21 protein-coding genes are annotated in these 24,545 nt (G+C 65.5%); 13 read left to right on the forward strand and 8 right to left on the reverse strand.

Annotation, left to right across the window (positions count from 1 at the left end; translation table 11 throughout):
• Positions 1 to 40 precede the first annotated feature (40 nt).
• Complete coding sequence (locus QX051_RS12375) at positions 41 to 781, reverse strand: hypothetical protein (protein ID WP_315776312.1); 741 nt, start codon at positions 779 to 781, stop codon at positions 41 to 43.
• A gap of 50 nt (positions 782 to 831) precedes the next feature.
• A complete protein-coding gene (locus QX051_RS12380) occupies positions 832 to 1,479 on the reverse strand; it encodes a hypothetical protein (RefSeq protein WP_315776313.1) in 648 nt (215 codons plus the stop codon).
• 660 nt (positions 1,480 to 2,139) lie between these two features.
• Here QX051_RS12380 and QX051_RS12385 point away from each other — a divergent pair.
• The 5 genes from QX051_RS12385 (at position 2,140) to QX051_RS12405 (ending at position 8,762) form a co-directional block, all read left to right on the forward strand.
• Positions 2,140 to 3,468: a dicarboxylate/amino acid:cation symporter gene (locus tag QX051_RS12385; protein WP_315741096.1), complete on the forward strand. Its 1,329-nt coding sequence runs from the start codon at positions 2,140 to 2,142 to the stop codon at positions 3,466 to 3,468.
• A 301-nt stretch (positions 3,469 to 3,769) separates the two neighbouring features.
• Positions 3,770 to 5,092: an NAD(P)/FAD-dependent oxidoreductase gene (locus QX051_RS12390; RefSeq protein ID WP_315776314.1), complete on the forward strand. Its 1,323-nt coding sequence runs from the start codon at positions 3,770 to 3,772 to the stop codon at positions 5,090 to 5,092.
• 155 nt (positions 5,093 to 5,247) lie between these two features.
• The gene (locus QX051_RS12395; protein WP_315776315.1) at positions 5,248 to 7,050 is read left to right on the forward strand and encodes an ATP-binding protein; all 1,803 of its coding nucleotides are present in this window, start codon (positions 5,248 to 5,250) and stop codon (positions 7,048 to 7,050) included.
• A gap of 12 nt (positions 7,051 to 7,062) precedes the next feature.
• Positions 7,063 to 8,439: a sigma-54 dependent transcriptional regulator gene (locus QX051_RS12400; RefSeq protein WP_315741099.1), complete on the forward strand. Its 1,377-nt coding sequence runs from the start codon at positions 7,063 to 7,065 to the stop codon at positions 8,437 to 8,439.
• An 86-nt stretch (positions 8,440 to 8,525) separates the two neighbouring features.
• Complete coding sequence (locus tag QX051_RS12405; protein ID WP_315741100.1) at positions 8,526 to 8,762, forward strand: hypothetical protein; 237 nt, start codon at positions 8,526 to 8,528, stop codon at positions 8,760 to 8,762.
• 20 nt (positions 8,763 to 8,782) lie between these two features.
• Here the strand turns inward: QX051_RS12405 and QX051_RS12410 are convergent, their stop codons facing one another.
• Positions 8,783 to 9,133: a RidA family protein gene (locus QX051_RS12410; RefSeq protein ID WP_315741101.1), complete on the reverse strand. Its 351-nt coding sequence runs from the start codon at positions 9,131 to 9,133 to the stop codon at positions 8,783 to 8,785.
• 291 nt (positions 9,134 to 9,424) lie between these two features.
• Here QX051_RS12410 and QX051_RS12415 point away from each other — a divergent pair, with 291 nt between their 5' ends.
• The 6 genes from QX051_RS12415 to QX051_RS12440 all read left to right on the forward strand — a co-directional run bounded on the left by QX051_RS12415 (position 9,425) and on the right by QX051_RS12440 (position 15,876).
• Positions 9,425 to 10,402, forward strand: a complete 978-nt coding sequence (locus tag QX051_RS12415; RefSeq protein ID WP_315741102.1) for an ABC transporter substrate-binding protein — start codon at positions 9,425 to 9,427, stop codon at positions 10,400 to 10,402.
• Positions 10,403 to 10,426: 24 nt separating this feature from the next.
• Positions 10,427 to 12,133: a dihydroxy-acid dehydratase gene (ilvD, locus tag QX051_RS12420; RefSeq protein ID WP_315776316.1), complete on the forward strand. Its 1,707-nt coding sequence runs from the start codon at positions 10,427 to 10,429 to the stop codon at positions 12,131 to 12,133.
• A gap of 288 nt (positions 12,134 to 12,421) precedes the next feature.
• Positions 12,422 to 13,267 carry an ABC transporter ATP-binding protein gene (locus QX051_RS12425; RefSeq protein ID WP_315741104.1) on the forward strand — a complete coding sequence of 282 codons (846 nt, stop codon included), beginning with the start codon at positions 12,422 to 12,424 and terminating at the stop codon, positions 13,265 to 13,267.
• Complete coding sequence (locus QX051_RS12430; protein WP_315741105.1) at positions 13,264 to 14,040, forward strand: ABC transporter permease; 777 nt, start codon at positions 13,264 to 13,266, stop codon at positions 14,038 to 14,040. The genes QX051_RS12425 and QX051_RS12430 overlap by 4 nt, the downstream gene beginning before the upstream one ends.
• Positions 14,037 to 14,798 (forward strand): ABC transporter permease, encoded by a 762-nt coding sequence (locus QX051_RS12435; protein WP_315741106.1) that lies wholly within the window; start codon positions 14,037 to 14,039, stop codon positions 14,796 to 14,798. Before QX051_RS12430 ends, QX051_RS12435 begins: the two co-directional genes overlap by 4 nt.
• A 31-nt stretch (positions 14,799 to 14,829) precedes the next feature.
• On the forward strand, positions 14,830 to 15,876 hold the full coding sequence (locus QX051_RS12440; protein ID WP_315776317.1) for a peptidase M29: 1,047 nt from the start codon (positions 14,830 to 14,832) through the stop codon (positions 15,874 to 15,876).
• A 1,059-nt stretch (positions 15,877 to 16,935) separates the two neighbouring features.
• Here QX051_RS12440 and QX051_RS12445 read toward each other — a convergent pair.
• From QX051_RS12445 to QX051_RS12465, 5 genes are read right to left on the reverse strand one after another with little or no spacing between them, the layout of a single operon-like run.
• Entirely contained in the window at positions 16,936 to 17,922 is a 987-nt protein-coding gene (locus tag QX051_RS12445; RefSeq protein ID WP_315776318.1) for a 3-hydroxybutyryl-CoA dehydrogenase, read from the reverse strand.
• Positions 17,919 to 19,013 carry an NAD/NADP octopine/nopaline dehydrogenase family protein gene (locus tag QX051_RS12450; RefSeq protein ID WP_315776319.1) on the reverse strand — a complete coding sequence of 365 codons (1,095 nt, stop codon included), beginning with the start codon at positions 19,011 to 19,013 and terminating at the stop codon, positions 17,919 to 17,921. Before QX051_RS12450 ends, QX051_RS12445 begins: the two co-directional genes overlap by 4 nt.
• Before the next feature lie 19 nt (positions 19,014 to 19,032).
• Positions 19,033 to 20,547 (reverse strand): long-chain fatty acid--CoA ligase, encoded by a 1,515-nt coding sequence (locus QX051_RS12455; RefSeq protein WP_315776320.1) that lies wholly within the window; start codon positions 20,545 to 20,547, stop codon positions 19,033 to 19,035.
• A gap of 2 nt (positions 20,548 to 20,549) precedes the next feature.
• Positions 20,550 to 21,836: an acyl-CoA dehydrogenase family protein gene (locus QX051_RS12460; protein ID WP_315776321.1), complete on the reverse strand. Its 1,287-nt coding sequence runs from the start codon at positions 21,834 to 21,836 to the stop codon at positions 20,550 to 20,552.
• A complete protein-coding gene (locus QX051_RS12465) occupies positions 21,836 to 22,663 on the reverse strand; it encodes an alpha/beta hydrolase (protein ID WP_315776322.1) in 828 nt (275 codons plus the stop codon). Before QX051_RS12465 ends, QX051_RS12460 begins: the two co-directional genes overlap by 1 nt.
• A 168-nt stretch (positions 22,664 to 22,831) precedes the next feature.
• Here QX051_RS12465 and QX051_RS12470 point away from each other — a divergent pair, with 168 nt between their 5' ends.
• On the forward strand, positions 22,832 to 23,593 hold the full coding sequence (locus QX051_RS12470; protein WP_315776323.1) for an SDR family oxidoreductase: 762 nt from the start codon (positions 22,832 to 22,834) through the stop codon (positions 23,591 to 23,593).
• Positions 23,594 to 23,635: 42 nt separating this feature from the next.
• Positions 23,636 to 24,472: an enoyl-CoA hydratase family protein gene (locus tag QX051_RS12475; RefSeq protein ID WP_315776324.1), complete on the forward strand. Its 837-nt coding sequence runs from the start codon at positions 23,636 to 23,638 to the stop codon at positions 24,470 to 24,472.
• Positions 24,473 to 24,545 lie beyond the last annotated feature (73 nt).

The raw sequence follows: 24,545 nt of genomic DNA on the forward strand, positions 1-24,545 counted from the left end.
GGCCTTCCGGCCACCGGGCATTCGTTAGGTGATTGGTTGACTACCTGCCCAACTTCAGGCGGTTACGGGCATCGGCGGCCATGAGCTTCTCCACCTGTTCATCATTGTGGCGGAGCACGGCCCTGACGTGCCATTCGTTGACGTCGGGCTGACAGTCCACGATGAACACCCTCAAATTTTTGAGGTTGGCGCTGAGGGGCGTAGCGGGGATCCTGGTCGCCTCGCTCTTTTCGACGCAGATGCTGGCGGCGAGAACCTGGTCCGTCACAGCGTGAGCGGGAGCATCACCGTTGCGGATGCGCTTATAATCGGCAGCGATTTTGTCGATCCCGTGCGCGGCGATCCAATCCGGCATCGCATGCAACGAGACCTCGGTCTTGACCGCCACGTAGATCACGGCCGCCCAGCGCCAGACCATCTGACGGGTGAAGATTCCATCCTGGTGGCGGAGGAGATATGCAACCGCACCCTGAAACGGATTTTTCGTGTTCCCGTGGATCTCGATACCATGCCGGAGGTAGAACTCCGCCAGGCCCATCGTCTTGATGATGGCGAGCAGCCAAGCGTAGGTCGCGACGATCCCCGTGGAGTTGGCGATCGCGGACTGGCTGGCGCAGGAGATTGTCACCTGCACGCAGCGCTTGACCGCTTGGTCGGCGATGCGCTCCAGTTCGAGAATTGTCTCGGCCGGGTCATTTTCCGCATTCGCGGAATTATGGCCGATGTGAACGCCGGCCGGCGTCAGTTCATGCCGTTCCGAATTGTCATCTGCGTTTGCCATGAAAGCCCTTGTCTATCGATTTGCGACAGAGCGAACATGGCTGGAGCGACCTAGCCGGTCACGTGGGTCACGCGATGGTTCGGTCGTGACCCATGCAGAATCTCTTCGATTTCAGCGATGCGGTCTAGCGCGGTTTTGACACTCGCGGCCTTGTAGCGCAGCCCGGTGGCAGCCATCGTTGCGACGACAAAGCGGACGAACGGGCCGGTTGCCTCTCGCGTCGTGCCGTGGTGCGAAAAGCCGGCCTCGCGTTCAAAAGTTCGCTCAAAGATGGCACTAAGATATTTGCCAACGATCCATTCCATGGCGCTACCGGGGTTGGAAAAATCTTGCTCCTTGGTCTTCTTGTCGGCGTTGGAGATAGCGCCCCGAAGGAGCTGCTTTAGCTCCATCGTGACGATCTCGTCGGGCAAATTGATTACGGCCATGATGGCAGCCTTTTGCTCCTCCGCGACCTTTTCGGCTTTGGCTGCGCGCTTCTTAAAATGGTCCCAGGTGTAGTAATAGAACCTGCAGCGGTGAAGTTCGTAGGCAAGCATCGCAAGGTCAGTGCCTTGCCGAACCTTCAGCTTCTTGCTTCCATTGATGGTTTTGTTGATGATGCCCTCTACGTCCAAAAGGGATACGTTCGGACGAGGTCTGGGAGAAAAGGTCTCGATCCAAGGCTTAAGCCCTTTGACTTCTCGCTTCTTCCCCAAAATCGATTCCTCCAACCAATGCCGACAGTAAGATGGGATGGGTCAAGTATAGGCTCAATAGGCGTGAATACGGCTTTCCACAGCTGCTCCACGTGAATGTGCCACTAGACACTGATGTTCTAAGAATCTAATATAGTTCAATAACTTAGAAGGTTCGTGCTTCTAGCTTAGGTCCCTCCCGCCCCAGCCAGGTCGAGCGCCCGACAGGCAGGGCTGGATATCGCCCGTGGGACAATGTCGCCGGTACGTCCGATGTTTCGGGTGCCTGCGATGGCAAAATTCCGGAAGTCCAGACAAACCGCGCGCTGTGCCTTGACCGCCCGCCGCGTGATGGTTCACAAATCGTAGCAAACTGAAGGACATGCAGGCGCCCCATGCTGCGCCGCTCCGCTGGCACGATTGCTGCTTAATGAGCCGCCAAACGAGCGCCAGCTCCAGAACAACAGATGCGAGGGACGTCCGGATGCCAGCCCACAGCCCATCCCTCACCTGAGATCCGGCGACAGGCGATTCCGCCTGCGCAGCTTCGCGGGTCCGCCCCCCGGCCCGGCCCGCGTCCGGACGCATGACGTTGCTCCGGCATGCAATGGAGCCGGCGCGGAAGCGGGTCATAGGCAGACCAGAGAGATAGACCGAGTAAGATCAGGGAGAGAAGATACGATGTCTGCAACCACCACAGCGGCCGCGGCACCACCGCAGAAGCCGTTCTACCGGGTCCTCTATGTGCAGGTCCTGTTCGCGATCGTGCTCGGTGTCATCGTCGGCTGGCTCTGGCCCGAGCTCGGCAAGAACGAATGGATCAAGGCGCTGGGCGACGGCTTCGTCAAGCTGATCAAGATGGTGATCGCGCCGGTCATCTTCTGCACCGTCGTGTCGGGCATCGCGCACGTCTCCGAGGTCAAGAAGGTCGGGCGCGTTGCCGTCAAGGCGCTGATCTATTTCGAGATCGTCTCGACCTTCGCGCTTGCGCTCGGGCTCATCGTCGGCAATTTCATTCAGCCGGGGGCAGGGTTCCAGGGCCAGAGCAACGCCGGCACCGCCGCCGTCGCCAACTACGCCAAGCAGGCGAGCGAGATGAAGTCGGTCGACTTCGTGCTTCACATCATCCCGGACACGGTGGTCGGAGCGTTCGCGCAGGGCGATATCCTGCAGGTGCTGCTGTTCTCGATCCTGTTCGGCATCGCCCTGATGACGCTCGGTGAGCGCGGCCACACGATGCGCGCCTTCATCGACGACGCCGCGCACGCGATCTTCGGCGTCATCGCCCTCGTGGTGAAGGCCGCTCCGATCGGTGCCTTCGGCGCCATGGCCTTCACCATCGGTCGCTACGGGCCGCAGGCGCTCGGCAACCTCGCCGGCCTGATCGCGACCTTCTATCTCACGTCACTCGCTTTCGTCGTGATCGTGCTCGGCATCATCGCCCGCATCGCCGGATTCTCGATCTTCAAGTTCCTCAAATACATCAAGGACGAGCTGCTGATCGTGCTCGGCACCTCGTCATCCGAGAGCGCGCTGCCGCAGATGATGGAGAAGCTGGAGCGGCTCGGCTGTTCCAAGCCGGTCGTCGGCCTGGTGGTTCCGACCGGCTACTCGTTCAATCTCGACGGCACCAACATCTACATGACGCTGGCGACGCTGTTCATCGCGCAGGCGATGAACGTTCACCTCTCCTTCGGCGAGCAGATCACGATCCTGCTGGTCGCGATGCTGACCTCGAAGGGCGCCTCGGGCATCACCGGCGCCGGCTTCATCACCCTGGCCGGAACGCTTGCGGCCGTGCGGCCGGAGCTCGTTCCGGGCATGGCGATCGTGCTCGGCATCGACAAGTTCATGAGCGAGTGCCGCGCACTGACCAATCTGTGCGGCAACGGCGTCGCCTGCGTGATCGTGGCGTGGTGGGAAGGCGAGCTCGATCGCGACAAGCTGCGCATCGCGCTCGATCGCGATATCGATCCGGCCGATGTCGAAGTCGCAGTCACGACGGGATAGGCCTGCGGTCGCGGTGGGCGCTGCTGTCGCATTCCAGCGTCGGTAGCGCCGGCCGCGGCCCTGCCCAATCGCGATGCCGCCAACATCTCGGATAATCTGCTAAGGTGGCGGCAGGCAGGGGTTTACCGTGGAGGCATCCTGCCTGGTGCCGCAAGGCCGGCATGGTCTGACCATCGCGACGATACGGCGTATCGTGAACATGGTCGCGCTGGCTGGGGCGGCGGTGCCGAAGTGATGACGCAGCCGGAGTGACATCGCAGTCATTCCGTCGCGCCGCGGTCACCCTCGGGGAGATTGGATGATGGCCGTTGCGCAGTCTGGTGTTCCTCGCATCGTGATCGTCGGCGGTGGCGCCGGCGGCTTGGAGCTCGCGACCCGTCTCGGAGACAGATACGGCCGCAAGGGCAAGCTCGACGTCACGCTGGTCGAGCGCAACCGCACCCATGTCTGGAAGCCGAAGCTGCACGAGATCGCGGCCGGCAGCATGGACATCTCCGCGCACGAGGTCGACTATCTCGCCCAGGCCTATTGGCACGGCTTCCACTACCGCATCGGCGACATGATCGGGCTCGATCGCGACAAGCGCGAGGTGCTGGTGGCGCCCTACCTCGACGCCGAGGGGCGCGAGGTCACGCCGCAGCGGACCATCCTCTATGACGTGCTCGTCATTTCCATCGGCAGCCAGAACAACGATTTCGGCACGCCGGGCGTGGTCGATCACGCCATCAAGCTGGAGTCGCAGCGCGACGCCAGGCGCTTCCACGAGCGCATGGTCAACGCCTGCATCCGCGTCCATTCGCAGTCGTCGCCGATCGCCGCGCATCAGCTCAAGGTCGCGATCATCGGGGCGGGGGCCACGGGGGTCGAGTTGGCCGCGGAGCTGCATCGGACGACGCGGGAGGTGGTGGCTTATGGTCTCGACCAGGTCGACGCCGAGAAGGACATCAGGATCACGCTGATCGAGGCCGCGGGCCGGGTGTTGCCGGCATTGCCTGAGCGGGTCTCGCGCGAGACCGAGAAGCTGCTCGCAAAGCTCGGCGTCGAGGTCCTGGTTGGCGCCAAGGTCGCCGAGGTCGGCGCCGACAAGGTCAGCCTTGTCGACGGCCGTGTCATCCCGGCCGAGTTGATCGTCTGGGCCGCGGGCGTCAAGGCGCCCGACTTCCTGAAGGACATTGCGGGCCTGGAGACCAACCGCATCAACCAGCTCGTGGTCAGGCAGACCCTGCAGACCACGCGCGACGAACGCGTCTTCGCGATCGGCGACTGTTCGGCCTGCTCCTGGGACGAGCGCGGCAACGTGCCGCCGCGGGCGCAGGCGGCGCATCAGCAGGCGTCGCATCTCTACAAGCAGATTCCGCGCTTCGTCAGAGGCGAGCCGCTGGCGGACTACCGCTATCACGATTTCGGCTCGCTGGTGTCACTCGGCGAGTTCAGCACGGTCGGCTCGATGATGGGCGCGCTGGTCGGCGGCAATCTGGTGTTCGAAGGCCTGTTCGCGCGGATGATGTATCTGTCGCTCTACAAGATGCACGAATACGCGCTGCACGGGCTCGCGAAGGTGTCGCTGGACACGCTGGCGCGCCTGATCACCCGCCGCACCGAGCCGCACGTCAAGCTGCACTGACGAGGGCGCCTTGGCGTCGGCCCGGCCGATTTTGTTGTCGCCTATTGCCCGGCAAGACCTTAGACTTGCAGCACAATTACGGATACGGCAGCCGCGGCCCGGTACACGGGCCTGGGAAGTGATGGGCCTGGAACGTGATGGGCCTGGAAAAGGGAATGACGGACCTTCCATTCCGGATCGGCCTCGAGGGACATCCCGACGTCACCGCGGTGGTCCGCAGGCGCGTGGGCTGGGTCGCTCGCGGAGTGATGGCGGCTGCGCTGGTCGGCGTCGCGGCATGGCTCGGCTATGCCATTGCCTTTTCCCGCGGGCTCGATCAGCGGCACGCCGCGGCCCAGCAGCGGCTGGCGGTCGAGGCCGCGCAGCTCGACGGCTACCTCTCGCGCTTCGAATATCTGCCCTCGCTGCTGGAGACCTCGCCCGATGTCTTCCGGCTGCTCGGCACGCCGGACGATCGCGCGCTGCAGCAGAGCGTCAGCCTGCATCTGAAGTCGATCAATCTGCTGGCCGGCGCCGACAACCTCTATGTCCTCACCGTCGCCGGTGATGCGATCGCCGCCGCCGACTTCGATCAGCCGGGGACGCCGGTCGGTAGCAACCTGTCCTACCGCCCCTATATGCGCCAGGCGCTGGCGACCGGTCGCGGCGTGTTCTTCGGCATCGGCATCACCAGCGCGCGCGCCGGCTATTACCTGTCCTATGCCGTCAAGCAAGAGGGACGGACGATCGGTGTCGCCGTCGTCAAGGTCAATCTCGATGCCTTCGAGCGCGAATGGCGCAACCGCGGTGCCGACATGCTGCTGGTCGACGCCCGCGGCGTCACCATTCTCGCCTCGCGCGAGGAATGGCGCTTCCGCCCGCTGACGCCGCTCTCGGTCGACGCGCTCGAGGAGATCGCGACGTCCAAGCCCTATGGCAGCTCCAGCCTCGCGCCGCTCGGCTGGAGCTTCATGGAGAGGACCGATCGCGGCGGCCAGGTCGCGACCGAGCGCGGCGCGGTCTACAGCGTCGACGAGCGTCCGCTCAACGGGCGGCAATGGCAGCTGCTGCTGCTCGACGACGAGGCGCCGATCCGGCGAACGGCCTTGATCATCGGCACGCTCTCGGGTCTCGCCAGCATCGTGGCGCTGCTGGCGTTCGGCCTGCTGGCGCAGCGACGCCGCGAGATCCGGCAGCGGCTGGCGAGCCAGGCCGCGCTGCAGGCCGCCAATGACAGGCTGGAAATGCGGGTGCAGGAGCGCACCGCCGAATTGCGCGCCGCGCAGGACGAACTCGTCCATGCCGGCAAGCTCGCCGTGCTCGGCCAGATGTCGGCCGGCATGGTGCACGAGATCAACCAGCCGCTGGCGGCGCTGCAGACCGCCTCCGACAACGCCGTGCAATTCGTCGATCGCGGCATGATCGGCGAGGCCCGCGGCAATCTCATCCGCATCGGCGAGTTGGTCCGCCGTCTGGCGCGCCTGACCGGCCAGCTGCGCGTGTTCGCCTACAAATCGAACGCGCCGCTCGACGCCGTCTCGGTCGAGCAGGCGCTGTCCGAGACGCTCAAGATCCTCGGCGCGCGGGTGAAGGACGGCAATGTCGACGTGACCATCGATCTCGCGCCCGAGCTTCATGTCAGGGCCGATCAGATCCGGCTCGAGCAACTGCTCTGCAACATCATCGCCAACGCGCTCGATGCCGTCGAGGGCGCCGCGCGGAAGTCCATCCACATCCGCGCCGTGCGTGAGGAGGGGCAGTGCCGCATCACCATCGCCAACAGCGGCCCGGCGATCGCCGCCGATGTCCTGCCGCGCCTCTTCGAGCCCTTCGTGACGACCAAGCCGGCCGGCAAGGGTCTCGGACTTGGGCTCGTGATCGCCAATCACATCGCGCGGTCGTTCGGCGGCGAGCTGCGGGCGCGGAATCTCGAGCCGTCCGGCGCCGAGTTCATTGTGCTGCTGCCGCTTGCCGATTGAAGAGGTTCCCGCATGACTCCTGAGCAACCGGTCGGCGTGATCTATGTCGAGGACGACGAGGATGTCCGCATCGGCGCCGTCCAGGCGCTGCAGCTCGCCGGGCTCTCGGTCACGCCGTTCGCCTCCGCCGAAGCCGCAGGCACGACCGTTCGCGCCGATATGCCGTTCGTGGTGGTCTCCGACGTGCGGCTGCGCGGCAAGAGCGGCACCGAGTGGCTGTCCGAGCTGCACCGGCTCGATCCGGACCTGCCGGTCATCCTGGTCACCGGACACGGCGATATCTCGATGGCCGTGGAAGCGATGCGCAACGGCGCCTATGACTTCATCGAGAAGCCGTGCTCGTCGGAGCAACTCGTCTCCGTCGTTCGCCGCGCGCTCGACAAGCGCCGCCTGACGCTCGAAGTCCGCGCGCTGCGCTCGGCGCTCGCCGACCGCCAGGGCATCGAGGCGAGCCTGCTCGGGCGCTCGCCGCAGATCCAGGAGGTGCGCCGCCTGGTCTCGACCCTGGCCTCGACCAATGTCGACGTGACGATCTATGGCGAGACCGGCACCGGCAAGGACGTCGTCGCCCGCTGCCTGCACGCTCACAGCGCCCGGCGCGGCGGCAACTATGTCGCGGTGAATTGCGGCGGCCTGCCGGAGTCGCTGGTCGAGAGCGAATTGTTCGGCCACGAGGCCGGCGCCTTCACCGGCGCGACCAAGCAGCGGATCGGCAAGATCGAATATGCCCATGGCGGCACGCTGTTCCTCGACGAAATCGAGAGCATGCCGCTCAGCGTGCAGGTGAAGCTGCTGCGGGCGTTGCAGGACCGCTCGGTCGAGCGCGTCGGCTCCAACAAGCCTGTGGCGGTGGATTGCCGCGTGGTGGCGGCCAGCAAGGCCAATCTGTTCGAGCTCAGCGAGCAGAAGCTGTTCCGCGCCGATCTGTATTATCGTCTCGGCGTCGCGTTCATCGAGCTGCCTCCGTTGCGCGAACGCCGCGAGGACATCCCGATCCTGTTCGAGCACTTCACCCTCGAGGCTGCCAAGCGGTTCGAGCGCGACGCGCCGATCGTGAACGAGCAGACCATGTCGCTGCTGCTCGGCTACTCATGGCCGGGCAACGTGCGCGAGCTGCGCAACGTCGCCGACCGCTTCGTGCTCGGTGTGCTCGACCGCAAGGTCCTCGACCGCTCGGGCGCCGCGGCCTCGGAGCTGTCGCTGCCACGGCAGCTGGAGAACATCGAGCGCTCGATCATCGAGGATGCGTTGCGCCGCAAGCTCGGCGACGTGCCGGCGACTGCGGCGCTGCTGAGCATTCCGAAGCAGACGCTTTACGACAAGATCAAACGGCTGGCCGTGAAGGTCGACGGCGTCCGCGAGGGCGCGCCGCTGCGGCCGCAGTCCTGACCGTGGCTGGTCCTGCGGCGGCAGGAGGGCATCTGTTCCATGCCGGCGATCAGGAACGAATGCTGGACACCGCTTGTTGAAAGATCATGACAGGCAGAGACACCCGCGACCTGCGCTCCGGCGCCTACGACCCCGTCAGCAAGGACGGTCTGCCGCAGTCGCACCAGGTCAAGGACAAAACGACGCCCCGCCAGCAGGAGCAGTGGGGCGCCGACGTGCGGGCCGAGCCGTTGCCCGGCACCGAGCCGGTGCTTCCGGAAGGGCTCATGCGCGAGCGGCGTGGTCCGCTCAATCGCAATACTGGTCGCCGCGACACTGACTAGTGCGCGGCGACCCAGCGCGCCTATTTCGCCGCGATCACCATGATCTCGACGGTGTATTGCGGCGCAGCCAGCTTGGCTTCGACCGTGGCGCGCGCCGGGGTATTGCCGGCCGAGACCCAGCCATCCCACACGGCGTTCATTTCGCCGAAGGTCTTGATGTCGGTGAGGTAGATCGTCGCGGACAACAGCTTCGACTTGTCGGTGCCGGCCTTGGCGAGGTGGCCGTCGATGATCGAGAGAATCTCCTCGGTCTGCTTGGTGACGCTTTCACCGGCCGTCTTCTGCGCGACGACTCCCGCGAGATAGACGGTATTGCCGTGAACGACGACCTGGCTCATGCGCGGGCCAATTTCGAAACGCTGGATCGACATCGAAGAACTCCTCAAAAGGTCAATTCGGGGCTTCTCCCTAGCGCGTGCGACGCGGCGACGCCAGTCGGCTGAACGGCCACAATCGCCACCCTGGAGCGTGCGACCTTGCGTTGTCGACCGCGCCGCGGCACACGGACCGCGGGGCGTTTCACGATGACCCGGCCTTGTCGCGCTGCAAAGCGGGCTTGCCCATGGGGCAGGCAAAGGCGGGGCGTTTTCCGCGCTTGCACAGATATTTGAGACATGAAACATTCTCCGCGAGGTTCCTTTTTGAAAGGGCGGAGGGGCGTGATGCGGAAACGGTTGATGCTGGCGGCACTCGCGGCGATGGCTTTGGTGACGAGCGCGGGGCCGACATTCGCACAGCAGACGATCCGCGTCGGCTGGACCATCCCGGCGGAAGAATCCAAATACTGGATGATGAAGCGGCCGACCGAATTTCCGGATCTCGGCAAGACCTACAACATCGAATGGACCCAGTTCCAGGGAACGGCACCGATGACGCAGGCGCTCGCCGCCGGCGCGCTCGACTGCGCCACGCAGGCGCCGCTGTCACTGGCGAACGGCGTCGTCGGCGGCGGCCTCAAGGCCTACATCGTCGCCCAGCACGTCTATGAGAAGCCGGGCGGCTTCTCGGTCTACTGGGCGGTCAAGGACGATTCCCCGATCAAGACCATCGCCGATCTCAAGGGCAAGACGGTCGGCATTTCCGTGATCGGCGGCGGCACGCAAGGGCCGTTCAACATGTTGCTGAAGCAGGCCGGGCTCGATCCGGCCAAGGACATCAAGCTTGTCGAAGTCGGCTTCGCGGTGTCGGAAGATGCGCTGCGCCAGGGCCGTGTCGACGCCGTCAACATGAATCAACCCTTTGCCGCGCGCGCCGAGGCCAAGGGCGGCACCCGCAAGCTGTTCTCGCTGTCCGAGGCGATGCCGAACATCGTCCACATCCTCGAGGCCTGTCGCGCCGATTTCGTCGACAAGAACCCGGAGCTGGTGAAGGCCTATGTCCGCGACATCACCGCCGGCATGAAGAAGGCGCTCGCCAATCGCGACGAGACCTTGAAGGTGGTGTCGGAGGTCATGAAGGCGCCGGTCGCCGTGATCGACACCTATCTGCTGAAGGACAATGATTTCGGCCGCGATCCGGTGGCCGCGCCGAACTTCCCGGCGATCCAGAAGATGCTCGACATCTACGCCGAGACCGGCATGCTGCCGAAGCTCGACGTCGCCCAGTTCAAGCATCCCACGATCGTCGCGCCGATCCAGTAGGCGGCTTCACGCGGAGCCTTGTCGATGAGGAAGCTGCGATCGCGTGTGACGGTGGAAGGGCTCGATCGCGCTCCGCACCGGGCCTTCATGCGCGCGATGGGGCTGGACGATGCCGACATCGCCAAGCCGATGATCGGCGTCGTTAGCCAGAAGGGCGAGCAGACGCCCTGCAACATGACGCACGATTTCCAGGTCGATGCGGCGAAGACGGGCGTCTCCGAAGCCGGCGGCACGCCGCGGGAATTCGCCACCGTCTCGGTCTCCGACGGCATCAGCATGAACCATGAGGGGATGAAGTTCTCTCTGTTCTCGCGCGAGCTGATTGCCGACTCCATCGAGGCCGTGGTCCATGGCCTGGCCTATGACGCGCTGATCGGCTTCGGCGGCTGCGACAAGACCCTGCCCGGCGTCATGATGGGCATGGTCCGCTGCAACGTTCCGTCGATCTTCATCTATGGCGGCAGCGCGCTGCCCGGCAAGTACCGGGGCAGGACGCTCACGGTGCTCGACTCGTATGAAGCGGTCGGCAGCTACATGACCGGCGAGATCGATGCCGACACGCTCGAGGGCATCGAGCGGTCCTGCCTGCCGACGATCGGCGCCTGCGCCGGGCAGTTCACCGCCAACACCATGGGCATGCTGTCGGAGGCGATGGGCCTGTCGATGCCCAACGTCTCGATGATCCCCGGCGTCTATGCCGAGCGCGCGCACGTCGCGCGGCAGGCCGGACGCATGATCATGCAGATGCTCGCGCGTGGCGGCCCGCTGCCGCGCGACATCGTGACCCGGAAGGCGCTGGAGAACGGGGCGGCCATCGTCGCGGCTACCGGCGGCTCCACCAACGCCGCGCTGCATCTGCCGGCGATCGCCAATGAGGCCGGCATCCGCTTCACCCTCGACGATGTCGGTGAGGTGTTCGCGCGCACGCCGCTGATCGGCAATCTCAGGCCGGGCGGCAAGTACACGGCGAAGGACGTCTACGATATCGGCGGCGCCGCCGTGGTGATCCGCGCGCTGATCGAGAGCGGCCACATCGACGGCTCCTGCATCACTGTCACGGGCCGCACGCTGGCTGATGAATACGGCTCGGCCAACCCGCCGGACGGCGAGATCGTCTTCAGCCCGGCCAAGCCGATCATGGCGGATGGCGGCGTGGCTGTCCTCAAGGGTAACCTCGCGCCCGACGGCGCCGTCATCAAGATTGCCGGCCTCAAGAACCTGGTGTTCGAGGGCCGCGCGCGGGTGTTCGAGGACGAGGAGGCCTGCGTCGCTGCGGTCCGCGCACGCAACTATCAGGCGGGCGAGGTGCTGATCATCCGCAACGAGGGTCCGGTCGGCGGTCCGGGGATGCGCGAGATGCTCGGCGTCACCGCGCTGATCTATGGCCAGGGCATGGGCGAGAAGGTCGCGCTGATCACCGACGGCCGCTTCTCCGGCGCCACCCGCGGCATGTGCATCGGCTATGTCTCGCCGGAAGCCTTCGTCGGCGGTCCGCTGGCGATGGTGCAAGACGGCGATCCGATCCGCATCGATGCGAAGGCGCGCACGCTCGATGTGCTGCTTGATGACGTTGAGCTGGCTTCGCGCCGCAAGCACTGGACGCAGCGGCCGCCGCGGCACCGCGCGGGAGCGCTGGCGAAGTATGCGAAATTGGTCGGGCAGGCGCCGCTCGGCGCCGTCACGCATGAGGGACCGGCCGAATGGCCCTGGTTCGATCAGGAGCAGCAATGAGCGGCGCGCGTGGGACGATTGGCAGAGTTCTTGCTAATCTTTCCAGGTCCCCGTCATTCCGGGGCAATCGTCGAGGCGCAGACGCGAAGCGGCTGCGCTTCGATGATTGAACCCGGAATCTCGAGCTTGTTGAGCATGACGCAAGGCAATCTCGAGATTCCGGGTTCAAGGCCTTTCGGCCTTGCCCCGGAATGACGGTGGATGTGGTTTAAAACGATCGTCTGCGGCAGTCTTCATGCCTGATATCACGGAGCCTCTAAGCGTGCTGCATCGGAAAGAGAAGCCGACATGGGCGTGACCCCGATCCGACCCGGCCAGCTCGCGGGCGCTCCGCTCGGCCGCCGCGCGGCCACGCCGATCATCGAGATCGATCACGTGTCGCAGGTGTTCAAGACGTCGTCGCGCCGCGACCACACCGCGCTGTCGGACATTTCGCTTTCGGTCGGCGAGGGCGCCTTCGTCTCCATCCTCGGGCCCTCCGGCTGCGGCAAGTCGACCTTGCTCTACATCGTCGGTGGCTTCGTCAGCCCCACCAAAGGCACGGCGAAGATGAAGGGCAAGCCGATCACCGGTCCCGGCACCGATCGCGGCCCGGTGTTCCAGGAGTTCGCGCTGTTTCCCTGGAAGAGCGTGCTCGGCAACGTCATGTATGGTCCGCTGCAGCAGGGCAAGAAGCCGGCGAAGGCCGAGGCGCTCGCGCGGACTTTGCTCGCCATGGTCGGACTCACCGGCTTCGAGAAGTTCTATCCCAAGGAGCTGTCCGGCGGCATGAAGCAGCGCGTCGCGCTGGCGCGTACGCTGGCCTATGGTCCGGAGGTGCTGCTGATGGACGAGCCATTCGGCGCGCTCGACGCGCATACGCGCACGCGGCTGCAGAACGACCTGCTCGACATCTGGGAGCGCGACCGCAAGACGGTCCTGTTCGTGACCCACTCGGTCGAGGAAGCCGTGTTCCTGTCCGACAAGGTCGTGATGATGTCGCGCTCGCCTGGCCGCATCCGCGAGGTGATCGACATCGACCTGCCGCGGCCCCGACGCCGCGAGGAGCTGCTGCTGGATCCGCGCTACCAGAAATACATCGTCGACATCGAGCGCATGTTCGACGATTCCGGTGACAACGAGCTGCCGTCATGAATGGCCTGCTGAAGCCGCTCGCGCCGGTGCTGGCTTGCTGCGGTCTGCTGCTGGCGTGGCAGCTCGCCTCGCTCGGACTGAAGAACGACAGCTTTCCGACCGCGCTGGAATCGCTGCGTGCGATCCCGCCGATCCTCACCGACAAGGAATCCCTGATCAACATCCTGGCCTCGCTGCGGCGGATGGCGATCGGCTTCGCGCTGGCGCTTGCGTTCTCGATTCCGCTCGGGCTCCTGATGGGGCGCAGCCGGTCGACAGCCGCCTTCTTCAATCCGCTGCTGATGCTGATCTACCCGGTGCCGAAGGCGGCGCTGATGCCGATCATCATGCTGTGGCTCGGCGTCGGAGACATCTCCAAGACGCTGGTGATCTTCCTCGGCGTCAGCCTTCCGGTGATCTACCACAGCTTCGAGGGCGCCAAGGCGGTCGAGGAGAAGATGTTGTGGTCGGGCGCGGCGATGGGACTCTCGGCCGGCGAGCGCCTGCTGCGCATTGTCCTGCCCGCGGCGCTTCCGGAGATCCTCACCGGTTGCCGCACTGGAATCGTGCTGGCGCTGATCACGATGGTGACGAGCGAGATGATCGCGCGGCAATCCGGCGCCGGCAACATCCTGTTCAACGCGCTCGACATGGGCCAGTACGACACGGTGTTCGCGATGATCATCATCATCGGCGCCATGGGCATCTGCCTCGATGCGGCGTTCGAGGTCGTCAGGCGCTGGCTGGTGCGCTGGTCCGAGCCGCAGTTCGACATGCCGCTGAGCTTCTCATGACGCGCACCTCCAACGACATCCTCCTTGGCGCCGCGCCGATCGTGCTGGTCCTGCTGCTGTGGCAGGGGCTGGTGTCGTTCGGCTATGCGCCGCCGACCCTGCTGCCGCCGCCGGGGCAGGTGTTTTTGCGGATGGGCCAGCAGCTCACCAGTGTCACGTTTCAGCAGGACATCGCGGCAACGCTGTTCCGGCTGTTCGCCGGCTTTGCGATCGCCGTGGTGCTCGGTGTTTCCCTTGGAATTGCCGCCGCGGTGAGCCCGCCTGTCAACGCCGCCGTCAAGCCGATCGTGCGCGTGCTGGCGCCGCTGCCGAAGGTCGCGCTCTATCCGGCGTTCCTGCTGCTGCTCGGCTTCGGCCACGAATCCAAGATCATGCTGGTGGCGGCGGACGCGCTGTTTCCGATCCTGCTGTCGACCTACTACGGCGCGACGACCGTCGAGCAGAAGCTGATCTGGTCGGCGCTCGCGGCCGGCACGCCGCCGCGCGACGTGCTGTGGAAGGTGGTGCTGCCGGCCGCGATGCCGTCGATCCTGACCGGCTGCCGCATCGGCCTCGTGATCTCTTGCATCGTCGTGTTCCTGGCCGAGATGATCACCTCGACCGACGGGCTCGGTCACGTGCTGGTGACCGCCGCGCGCACCTTCCAGGCTGTCGACATGTTCGTGCCGCTGATCACGATCTCGCTGCTGGGTCTCATTCTCAACGCCCTGCTGCAAGGCCTGCGCGCGTATCTGCTGCGCGGCTTTCCCTCAGTCTGATAACAACACAACGACAATCGGGAGAACGACCATGCTGGCGGATCGCATCGAGGCGAAATGGATCGACGCATTCTGCGAGATCTTCGAGCGCTGTGCCGTCAAGGCGGGTGACACCGCCGCGATCCTGTCGGAGACGCAGTCCCGGGCGCTGAACGTCCACATCGCCGAGCTGGCGCTGTTGCGGATGGGGGCGCGTCCGTTCCATGTCGTGGTGCCGACCCCGCGCAACCGCCATCCGGTGCCGGTGCGCTCGACCGGTGCGTCGGAGGCGATCGGCAAGCTCGGGCCGGTGGTCTCAGCGCTGCAGCAGGCCGGCTTCGTCGTCGACTGCACCATCGAAGGCTTGATGCATGCGGTGGAGACGCCGGAGATCCTGAAAGCCGGCGCGCGCATTCTCGTGATCTCCAACGAGCATCCCGAGGCGCTCGAGCGCATGGTGCCTGACTCTGCGCTGGAGAAGCGCGTGCGCGCCGCCGCCAAGATGCTGCGCGGCACCAAGCGGATGCGCGTGACCTCGAGGGCCGGCACCGATCTCGACGTGATCATGGAGGGCGCCTCGACTGTCGGCGTCTGGGGCTGGACCGACCGTCCCGGCACGCTGGCGCATTGGCCGGGCGGCATCGTCGTCAGCTTCCCCAGGAGCAAATCGGTCAACGGCACCATCGTGATGGCGCCCGGCGACATCAACCTCACCTTCAAGCGCTATCTCACCTCACCGGTGACGATGACCCTCTGCGACGACTACGTCACCGGGCTGGACGGCGAGGGCGCCGATGCCGCGATGATGCGTTCCTATCTCGCCTCCTGGGGCGACCGCGAGGCCTATGCGGTGTCGCATGTCGGCTGGGGCATGAACCCCGGCGCGCGCTACGAGGCGCTGACCATGTACGACCAGCGCGACACCAACGGCACCGAGTTGCGCGCCGTCCCCGGCAATTTCCTGTTCTCCACCGGCGCCAACGAATTCGCCGGCCGCTACACGGCTGGCCATTTCGACCTGCCGATGATGGGCACCACGATCGAGCTGGACGGTGTGGCCGTGATCAAGGAGGGCGTGCTGCAGGACGTGTTCGGATAGTTCTCGTTGTGGCTCGCGAGCACGCGCCCAGCGGGCAGTGTACTCCCCTCTCCCTTGCGGGGAGGGGAGCGCACCGTCACCGTGGTGGGTAGATCGCCCTAAATGGCGAAGCGTCCGCGATGAGCAACGGAAGATGCCCGGGGCGTATTCCGAAAAAAATAATTTACTTGCTATTTTTCGGAATTCATGGTTCTCTCTCGCCATCCCGCCTCACTGCGGAGGGGCGTTGCGCGCGATCGTCACGACACGCGAGGCGGGGAGCGATGGCCGCGAGAGATCGCAGCGTCCTCTCATGAGGGCGCGGACGAACGATCGATTGCGGACGTGAAGTCGCAGCGTCCTGACACCCCGAAGCTGGTGTCCAGCGCAATGCGCCTAAAGCGCATTGTTGCCATGGTGGCCAACAAGCCCGGCGCACCAGGGAGACTGCGTATAAGCGTGAAGACCGTCGCGCAGGGAAGGCCGGGTGTTTCCGGCTGCACCTGTGGTACCTGCCGCCTGCATTCTTTTTCGCAGGCGGGCCGCAGGCGTCAGCCGACGCCTGGCCTTCCCTGCGCCCTCTGCATTTGAAGAGGGACGAACTGATCGCAACGCTCGGGCGCAAATGCGCCGCGAGAACGAGACGTCATGCCGCCCGCTGTTTGACCCGTGTTCCGATCCACCCACCATTGTCGTCCTGGGCAAGCCGTGACGCGCAAAGCGCGTCGCGGCGCCGACCCGGGATCCATACTCCGCGGCAGTCATTGTTTTGCGAGATGATCGACGCGCGTCCCCAAACTCCTCCCTGGGGTTATGGGTCCCGGCGCTCGCCGGGACGACGGCGGAGTTTGTTGATGCAGTTGCAGTTGATACCCGCAAAGGGCCGGCAGCGACACCGCTGTAGGGTGGGCAAAGCAGCCGCCCGCAGGGCGGTTGCGTGCCCACCGTGCATCCAGGCATGCGGAGCGACATGGTGGGCACGGCGCGCGATGGAGCGCAGCATGAGGCGCGCAGTGTCGCCTGCGCGCCTTTGCCCACCCTACGGCTATGCGCCACGCGACGATCAGCCTCGCTGCGTGCTCAATCCACAACCGGCGGCCGGGCGAGCTTGAAATGCCGCAGCATGTCGACCAGCGCGCCGAGCCGCTGCTCGCGATAGGCTGCGACATCCATACCGGAATAATCGAGGAATCCGGCGCCGGTGCGCAGGCCGATGCGGCCCTCCGCCATGTTGCGCTCGATCACCTCGGGCGCGCGATAGCGGTCGCTGTGGAGCGCGCCCTCGAGATAGCGGCTGGCGTAGTAGAGGATGTCGCCGCCGCCCCAGTCGATGAATTCGAGCAGGCCGAGCACGGCGTAGCGGAAGCCGAAGCCGTAGCGGATCGCCTTGTCGATCTCCTCGGCGCTGGCGACCCCTTCGCCGACCATGCGCGCCGCCTCATTCATGGCGAGCGCCTGGATGCGCGGCACGATGAAGCCCGGCGTGGCCGCGCAGACCACCGGCACCTTGCCGATGCCTTCGAGCAGCGCCTTCAGCCGCGCCGTGACATCGGGATCCGTCGCCTGGCCCGGCGAGATCTCGACCAGCGGGATCAGATAGGCCGGGTTGAGCCAGTGCGCATTCAGGAAGCGCTCAGGGCGCTCCACCGCACCGGAGAGATCGTTGACCAGGATCGTCGAGGTCGTCGAGGCGATGATCACGTCGGGCGCGACCGCGCGCGACGCTGCCCCGAGCACCTCGCGCTTGAGGTCCACGATCTCCGGCACGCCTTCGAACACCAGCGTCGTCTGCGCCAGCACATCGCCGCTCGCGCTGGCCGGCGCGACGGTGATTTTGCCCATCAGCTTTTCGGCATCGGCGGCTTGCAGCATCCCGAGCCGCGCCAAGGTCGCGAACGTCGCGCCGACCTCGCCGAGCGCGTCGCGCTCCAGCCTGGCGAACTCCTCCGGCCTGCGCGACTTGACGTCGATCATCGTCACGGGATGGCCGGCATAGGCGAAGGCGACGGCGATGCCGCGGCCCATGCGGCCGGCGCCGAGGCAGGCGATATGACCGCGCGCGCTCATTGAGCAAATCCATCACGCAGCAGCGCCTGCAGCGCGGTCCGGTCGAGACCACCAAGGCCGAGGCGGGCGAGCGTGCGTCCCGTTGCCATGAAATCCTCGCCGCAGATCGCAGCGCCGATGGCCAGGAAGGCGCGGGCGAGCGGCGTCGGCGTGCCGCTCAGCTCGGCGGCCGAGATCAGGAACGACAGGCCGAGCCTGAGATCCTCGCGCATGTAGCGGTGCTGCGTCAGCACGAGCTGCTCGCGCCAATCGCCGGAATCGGTGAGCCGGTCGTGCGAGCCGCGGCCGTACATCCAGATCTCGCCCTCCTTGGCGTAGTGATGCGCCAGCGGAAAATGCGGCGCGCCGTAGCCGAGCGCTTCGCGCACCGCAATCCGCTCCGCATCGAGCGCATCGGTGACGCGGCGGATCGAAGGTTGCGTGCCCTCCTTGTGGATGTCCCAGCGCTCGAAATGCTCGATCGGACCTGCATTCATCACGATCAGCGGCGGGTGGATGATGCAGCCGGCATTCATCAGCGCGCCCGACAGCGCGTCACCACAGGGCTCGATCACGTCGGGGAAGGCGCGGCCGATCACAGCCAGCGCATGCTCGGCCGTCTTCGAAGGAAACACGCCGACCGGGAGCCGCTTGGCCCGAATGGTGATCGCGACCTCGAACGGCCCATGCTTGCGCGTCAGCCAGGGCAGGGTGCCGGTCTCGGCGTAGCTGACGTTGGCTTCATTGCCGGCATCACGCGCGGCCGCCGCGAAGATCATGGTGCCGAAGGTCGCCGGCGGCAGGAATACGACCTGACCGTCGACGAGATGCGGCGCAAGTTGGTGCGCGATGGCTGCCTGCGCGAAGGCCGGTGCCGGGCAGAGGATCAGCTCGGCGCCATAGACGGCCTCGCCGATATCCGTCGTGACCAGCGCCAGCCTGGCCTCATGACGGCCATTGACGTCCTTGACGATGATCGTCGAGCCCGCCGCGCGATGCTGCGCGACAGCGTCCACATCGCGGCGCCACAGCCGGACCTCGTGACCTCCGAGCGCGAAATCGCCTGCCGCCGCAAAGGAGCCGTTGCCGCCGCCGAGCACTGCAATTTTCAAGAGCGCGTCTCCATGCCGATCATTTGGGGCCATCGATCTGGCGCAGCAGATGGTGCTGCACCTTGCCGAGCGCAGTGCGCGGCAGGTCGTCGACGAACACGATGTCGCGCGGCACCTTGAAGCGCGCGAGCTGCGCCTGCAGATGCGCGCGCAAGGTGTCCGCATCGAGCGCGCAGCCCTGGCGCTTGACGACGAACGCTACCGGCACCTCGTCCCAGCGCGGATCGGGCCGGCCGATCACGCCGCATTCGACGACGTCGGGATGCTCGCCGAGCACGCGCTCGATCTCGGCTGGGTAGACGTTTTCGCCGCCGGAGATGATCATGTTGTTCTTGCGCTCGAGCACGAAGAAGTACCCCTCGGCATCGCGCTGGGCGATGTCGCCGGTGCGGTACCAGCCGTCATGGATCGCCTGCTGCGTGGCTTTGGCGTTGCCCCAATATTCGAAGAACAGATTGGGCCCGCGCACGGCGATCTCGCCCGCTTTGCCCGCCGGAAGCTCGTCGCCGTCCTTGTCGATGATCTTGGCTTCGCAGCACAGCCCGGGCAGGCCGGTCGAGCCTGCGCGCGAGAGGTCGCCGCCGAGCCGTGTGTAGACCGCGATCGGGCAGGTCTCGGTCGAGCCATAGACCTGCAGCACCGGCACGCCGCGCGCGGTGATGCGTTCGATCAGCGCCGGCGGCACGATGCTCGATCCGGTCGCAACAGCCCTGAGCGAGGACAGGTCCGTCGCGTTCCAATCGGGATGCTCGGTGACGGCCTGAATGGTTGCCGGCACCAGCACGGTCAACGTCGGCCGTTCGTTGACGATCGCCGCCAGTGTCGAATCCGGCGTGAAGCGGGCGTGCAGCGTAACGGTGGCGCCGTGATGCAGCGCCGGCGTAGTCTGGATGTTGAGGCCGCCGACGTGGAACAGCGGCAGCACCGTCAGCACGTGATCGTCGGAGGTGAGGCCATGCATGTGCTGGCTCATCACCCCGTTCCACAGCAACGCCTCCTGGCGCAGCACCGCGCCCTTCGGCCGGCCCGTGGTGCCCGAGGTGTAGACGATCAGCAGCGGGCAGGAGAGGTCGATGTGCGGGTTGCGATCATCGCCGTGACCGCGGCCCAGCAGATCGTCGATCTGCAATCCGCTCGACGGCGCAAAGTCGATGCCGACCGGCATGGTCTCCGGATGGCTCTCGGCGAGCGCCGGCAGCACCGGCGCAAAGGCCTGCTCCAGCACCAGCACCTTGGCGGCAGCATCCGAGAGAATGAAGACCTGCTCGGCCACCGCCAGCCGCCAGTTCAGCGGCACCAGGATCGCGCCGAGTCGCGCACAGGCATAGAGCAAGACCAGATAGTCCGGCCGGTTGAGGCTCAAAATCGCGACGCGGTCGCCGCGTCCGACGCTGAACTCGGATTTCAGCGCCCGCGCTGTCCGCGCTATGCGCTCGCTGAAATCGGCATAGCTCAGCGTCCTGCCTTCGAAGTGGATCGCCGGCTTGTCCGGCGTGAACGCCGCGTTGCGCTCGATCAGGCTGCAGAGGTCCACGCTCAGTCGTCCGTCTCGCCGGGCTCGTACAGTGCCTCGCGGCCGATGCGGTCGAGGCACAATTCCGCGGTCCAGGGCAGCATCAGGGAGCCGCAGCGGCTGTCGCGATAGATGCGCTCCAGCGGCAGCGTCTTCAGCATCGATTGTCCGCCGCAGGTGCGGATGGCGAGCGCCGCCAGATCATTGGCGCCCTCCATCACCGAGTACTGCGCCGCATAGGCGCGCAGCACCTGCTCCTTGCTCGGATTGGCTCGCGCCTCGGTGACGGCCTGGAACCAGATTCCCTTGATCTGCTCCAGCTTGATCTGCATCTGCGCGACCGCGATCTGCTTGGTCGGGTACATCCGCCGCTTGACCGGCGGCATGCCCGGCACCTCGCCGCGCAGATATCTGACGGTGAAGTCATACGCAGCCTGCGCAAGCCCCATATAGGTCGGCGACAACGTCATGAACATGTGCGGCCAGCGCATCGCCGCCTGGAAATAGACGCCGCGCGGCATCAAGGCGGCGTCCTCCTCGACGAAGACATCCTTGAAAAGCAGCGTGCGTGACACCGTGCCGCGCATGCCCAGCGGATCCCAGTCGCCGACGACAGAGACGCCCTCCGTTTTCGCCGGCACCGCGAGATAGAGCGTGTTGCGGCGGGACGCCTTCTCGCCCTCGCTGACCTCGGTGCATAGCACACCATAATAGTCCGCGTGTCCGGCGAGCGAGGCGAAGATCTTCTTGCCGTTGACCAGCCAGCCGCCCTTGACCGGCTTGGCCTCGGTACCGAACGCGACGCCGCCCGCTGCCGCCGCGCCACCCTCCGAGAAGGGCTGCGAATAGATCGCGCCGTCGTCGACGATGCGCTTGTAGTGGATCGCGCGCCGCCGCTCGTGCTCGGCGCGGACGTCCTCGTCCATGTCGAGATCGTCGGCGAGCGGTCCGGACCATAAGGTCGAGCAAACGTGCATGTTCCAGGTCAGCGCCGTGGCGCCGCAATAGCGACCGATCTCGGCGGCGGTGAGTGCATAGGTCTGGTAGCCCGCGCCGAGGCCGCCGAGAGCCTTGGGAACGGAGATGCCGAGCAGGCCCGCGCGATGCAGGTCCTTGTAGTTCTCAGTCGGAAAGCTCGCCTCGCGATCCCAGGTCGCGGCGCGGCCCGCCAGCACGCTCTGCCCGAGTTCCCGGGCCCGTGTAATGATGTCGGCCTGCTCGGCCGTGAGCCGATATGCGGCCGGATCGAACATCGGCGCATCGAGGGCTTCACCGGAGGCCATCGCCGTCTTCTGGACCGGGATCGTCATCATCTCTCCGCTGTCGCTGGTGTTGCATGTGTCGTCAGGAACGTATCGAGTGCGGCGTTGAACTCGCCGGGCCGTTCGAGATTGACGAGATGGCCGGCGCCCTGAAGTTCGACGTAGTCCGACGAGGGAATGAACTTCGCCATCTTCTCCATCATCGGCGCCGGCGCGTTGCGATCCTTCGAGCCCGAGAGCACCAGCGTCGGCACCTTGATGTCCTTCAAGGCTTGTCGCCGGTCGAAACCGAGCAGGGCCAGCATGCTGGCGCGATAGCTTGCCTCGGGTACGCCGGCCATGCAGGAGGTTGCAATTTCAAGGCCATGCGGATCGGGATCGTCGCCGACCAACTCCTTGACCAGGTCCGGCGCCAGCGACGCCATCGTCGCGCCCCGATCGAGCGGTCCGAGACGCGCCTCGATGAACGACTTCTGCCAGTCGCCGTCGACCTTGCCGAAGGCCGGGCTGGTCTGAGCCAACACCACGGCCGACGCGGCCTGCGGATGCGTCGTCAACCATTCCTGTACGATCATTCCGCCGATGGAATGACCAACGAGGATCGGCTGCTTGGCGCCGATCTGGCTCAGGAAATCTTGAAGCGCAGCGGCGAGCGTGGTGATGCTGGCCGTCTCGAGCCGGGCGGATTGGCCATAGCCTGGCATGTCCCAGGCCAGCGCATGGCGGCGCTCGCCGAAATAGTCGAGCTGACCGCGCCAGGCGCGTGCCGCGCCGCCGATGCCGTGCAGGAACACCACGGTCTGCCGCTCGGGCGCCCCCGATGCCTCGTAGCCGAAGCGGCCGTCCTTCGTGGTGGTGATTTGCGACGCAGGCACGCAGTCCTCCGAGATATGCCTGATACCGCTACGCTGCTTGCTCCAGGCCCTTGAACGCTAGTCGCGGCAACCGGGGTGTCAAGGCGCTTCGGGCGTGTTGTTGCAAAAATTTGAAGTTTAAAATAACTTCGAAGCCGCGATCGTATTGCAAGAGATGAGGAGGCGCGCGTGTCGGGATTGCCTGCAGCTGCGCACGCGATGGTGACGGGCGGCGGACGCGGCATCGGCCGCGAGATCGCGCAAGCCCTGAAGCTTGCCGGCGCAACCGTGACGATCGTCGGGCGCAACGGCGCAACGCTCGATGAGGCGATCGCAGCCGGCTGCGCCGATTACGCCGCCATTGCCGATGTTGCCGATCAGGCCGCGCTGAACGCGGCCGTTGCCGCCGCTGTTGCGCGCCAGCCGATCGACATCCTGATTGCCAATGCCGGAAGTGCCGAGTCCGCCCCGTTCCTGAAATCGGATGCCGCGCTGTTCCGTCGCATGATCGACATCAATTTCATGGGTGTCGTGCATGCCGTGCAGGCAGTGCTGCCGGCGATGAGGGCAAAGTCCTATGGCCGCATCGTTGCGGTCGCGTCCACGGCAGGGCTCAAGGGCTATCCTTACGTCAGCGCCTACACCGCAGCGAAGCATGCTGTCGTCGGCCTGACGCGCTCGCTCGCGCTGGAGCTGGCTGCGACGCGCGTGACAGTCAACGCAGTCTGCCCAGGCTTCACCGATACGGATCTCGTCGCCGACAGCGTGGACAACATCATGAAGAAGACCGGCCGCAGCCGGGAGCAGGCGATCGCCGAGCTTGCCAAGCATAATCCGCAGGGGCGGCTCATCATGCCGCAGGAAGTTGCTGATACCGTGCTGTGGCTGTGCGGCAGCGGTGCCGGTGCGATCACGGGACAGGCGATCGCTGTGGCCGGCGGCGAGGTGTAGACCGTAACGCCCAACGATAAGATTTGAAGGAAGGAAGCTGACATGTCGAGACACGCCAATCCCGTCACCGTGCCGTTGGCGGACTACAAGCCCAGCCATTTCCTGCTCGCGGTCAAGGATCGCGTCGCGATCGTGACGTTGAACCGGCCCGAGCGCAAGAACCCGCTGACCTTCGAGAGTTATCGCGAACTGACCGACTTCTTTCGGGCCTGCGCGTTCGACGACGACGTCAAGGCGATCATCGTGGCCGGTGCAGGCGGCAATTTCTCGTCCGGCGGCGACGTGTTCGAGATCATCGGTCCGCTGGTGAAGATGGACACCAAGGGTCTGACCGCCTTCACCCGGATGACCGGCGATCTCGTCAAGGCGATGCGGGCCTGTCCGCAGCCGATCGTCGCGGCGGTCGAAGGAATCTGTGCAGGCGCTGGCGCGATCGTTGCGATGGCCTCCGATATCAGGCTGGCTGCAACCGGTGCCAAGGTCGCGTTCCTGTTCAACAAGGTCGGCCTTGCCGGTTGCGACATGGGGGCCTGCGCGATCCTGCCGCGCATCATCGGTCAGTCCCGCGCGTCCGAACTGCTCTACACCGGCCGCTTCATGAGTGCCGACGAGGGCGAGCGCTGGGGCTTCTTCAGCCGCATCGTCGCACCCGCCGACGTGCTGGCGCAGGCCGTGGTGTTGGCAACCGAGATCGCGAACGGCCCGACTTTCGCCAACACGATGACCAAGCGCATGCTGGCGATGGAATGGGCGATGTCGGTCGAGGAGGCGATCGAAGCCGAGGCAGTTGCCCAGGCCTTGTGCATGACGACGGAGGATTTCAACCGCGCCTTCGAGGCCTTCGCGGCCAAGTCGAAGCCGGTCTTCCAGGGCAATTGACAAGCGGAGGGAACCGAAGGGGCTTGCCAGGATATATTTTAGGGTTAAAATAATTTTCATTGGCTCGGCTCTC

Origin of the sequence: Bradyrhizobium sp. SZCCHNR1053 (genome assembly GCF_032381235.1) — a bacterium.
Lineage (GTDB): Bacteria > Pseudomonadota > Alphaproteobacteria > Rhizobiales > Xanthobacteraceae > Bradyrhizobium.

What these genes read in the sequence shown, in the direction of transcription:
- QX051_RS12425 (WP_315741104.1), top strand. Translation starts at nt 12,422, where the DNA reads ATGGGCGTGACCCCGATCCGACCCGGCCAGCTCGCGGGCGCTCCGCTC.
- QX051_RS12395 (WP_315776315.1), top strand. Translation starts at nt 5,248, where the DNA reads ATGACGGACCTTCCATTCCGGATCGGCCTCGAGGGACATCCCGACGTC.
- QX051_RS12445 (WP_315776318.1), bottom strand. Translation starts at nt 17,922, where the DNA reads ATGAGCGCGCGCGGTCATATCGCCTGCCTCGGCGCCGGCCGCATGGGC.
- QX051_RS12435 (WP_315741106.1), top strand. Translation starts at nt 14,037, where the DNA reads ATGACGCGCACCTCCAACGACATCCTCCTTGGCGCCGCGCCGATCGTG.
- QX051_RS12430 (WP_315741105.1), top strand. Translation starts at nt 13,264, where the DNA reads ATGAATGGCCTGCTGAAGCCGCTCGCGCCGGTGCTGGCTTGCTGCGGT.
- QX051_RS12390 (WP_315776314.1), top strand. Translation starts at nt 3,770, where the DNA reads ATGGCCGTTGCGCAGTCTGGTGTTCCTCGCATCGTGATCGTCGGCGGT.
- QX051_RS12400 (WP_315741099.1), top strand. Translation starts at nt 7,063, where the DNA reads ATGACTCCTGAGCAACCGGTCGGCGTGATCTATGTCGAGGACGACGAG.
- QX051_RS12440 (WP_315776317.1), top strand. Translation starts at nt 14,830, where the DNA reads ATGCTGGCGGATCGCATCGAGGCGAAATGGATCGACGCATTCTGCGAG.
- ilvD (WP_315776316.1), top strand. Translation starts at nt 10,427, where the DNA reads ATGAGGAAGCTGCGATCGCGTGTGACGGTGGAAGGGCTCGATCGCGCT.
- QX051_RS12385 (WP_315741096.1), top strand. Translation starts at nt 2,140, where the DNA reads ATGTCTGCAACCACCACAGCGGCCGCGGCACCACCGCAGAAGCCGTTC.
- QX051_RS12415 (WP_315741102.1), top strand. Translation starts at nt 9,425, where the DNA reads ATGCGGAAACGGTTGATGCTGGCGGCACTCGCGGCGATGGCTTTGGTG.
- QX051_RS12475 (WP_315776324.1), top strand. Translation starts at nt 23,636, where the DNA reads ATGTCGAGACACGCCAATCCCGTCACCGTGCCGTTGGCGGACTACAAG.
- QX051_RS12375 (WP_315776312.1), bottom strand. Translation starts at nt 781, where the DNA reads ATGGCAAACGCAGATGACAATTCGGAACGGCATGAACTGACGCCGGCC.
- QX051_RS12405 (WP_315741100.1), top strand. Translation starts at nt 8,526, where the DNA reads ATGACAGGCAGAGACACCCGCGACCTGCGCTCCGGCGCCTACGACCCC.
- QX051_RS12460 (WP_315776321.1), bottom strand. Translation starts at nt 21,836, where the DNA reads ATGACGATCCCGGTCCAGAAGACGGCGATGGCCTCCGGTGAAGCCCTC.
- QX051_RS12410 (WP_315741101.1), bottom strand. Translation starts at nt 9,133, where the DNA reads ATGTCGATCCAGCGTTTCGAAATTGGCCCGCGCATGAGCCAGGTCGTC.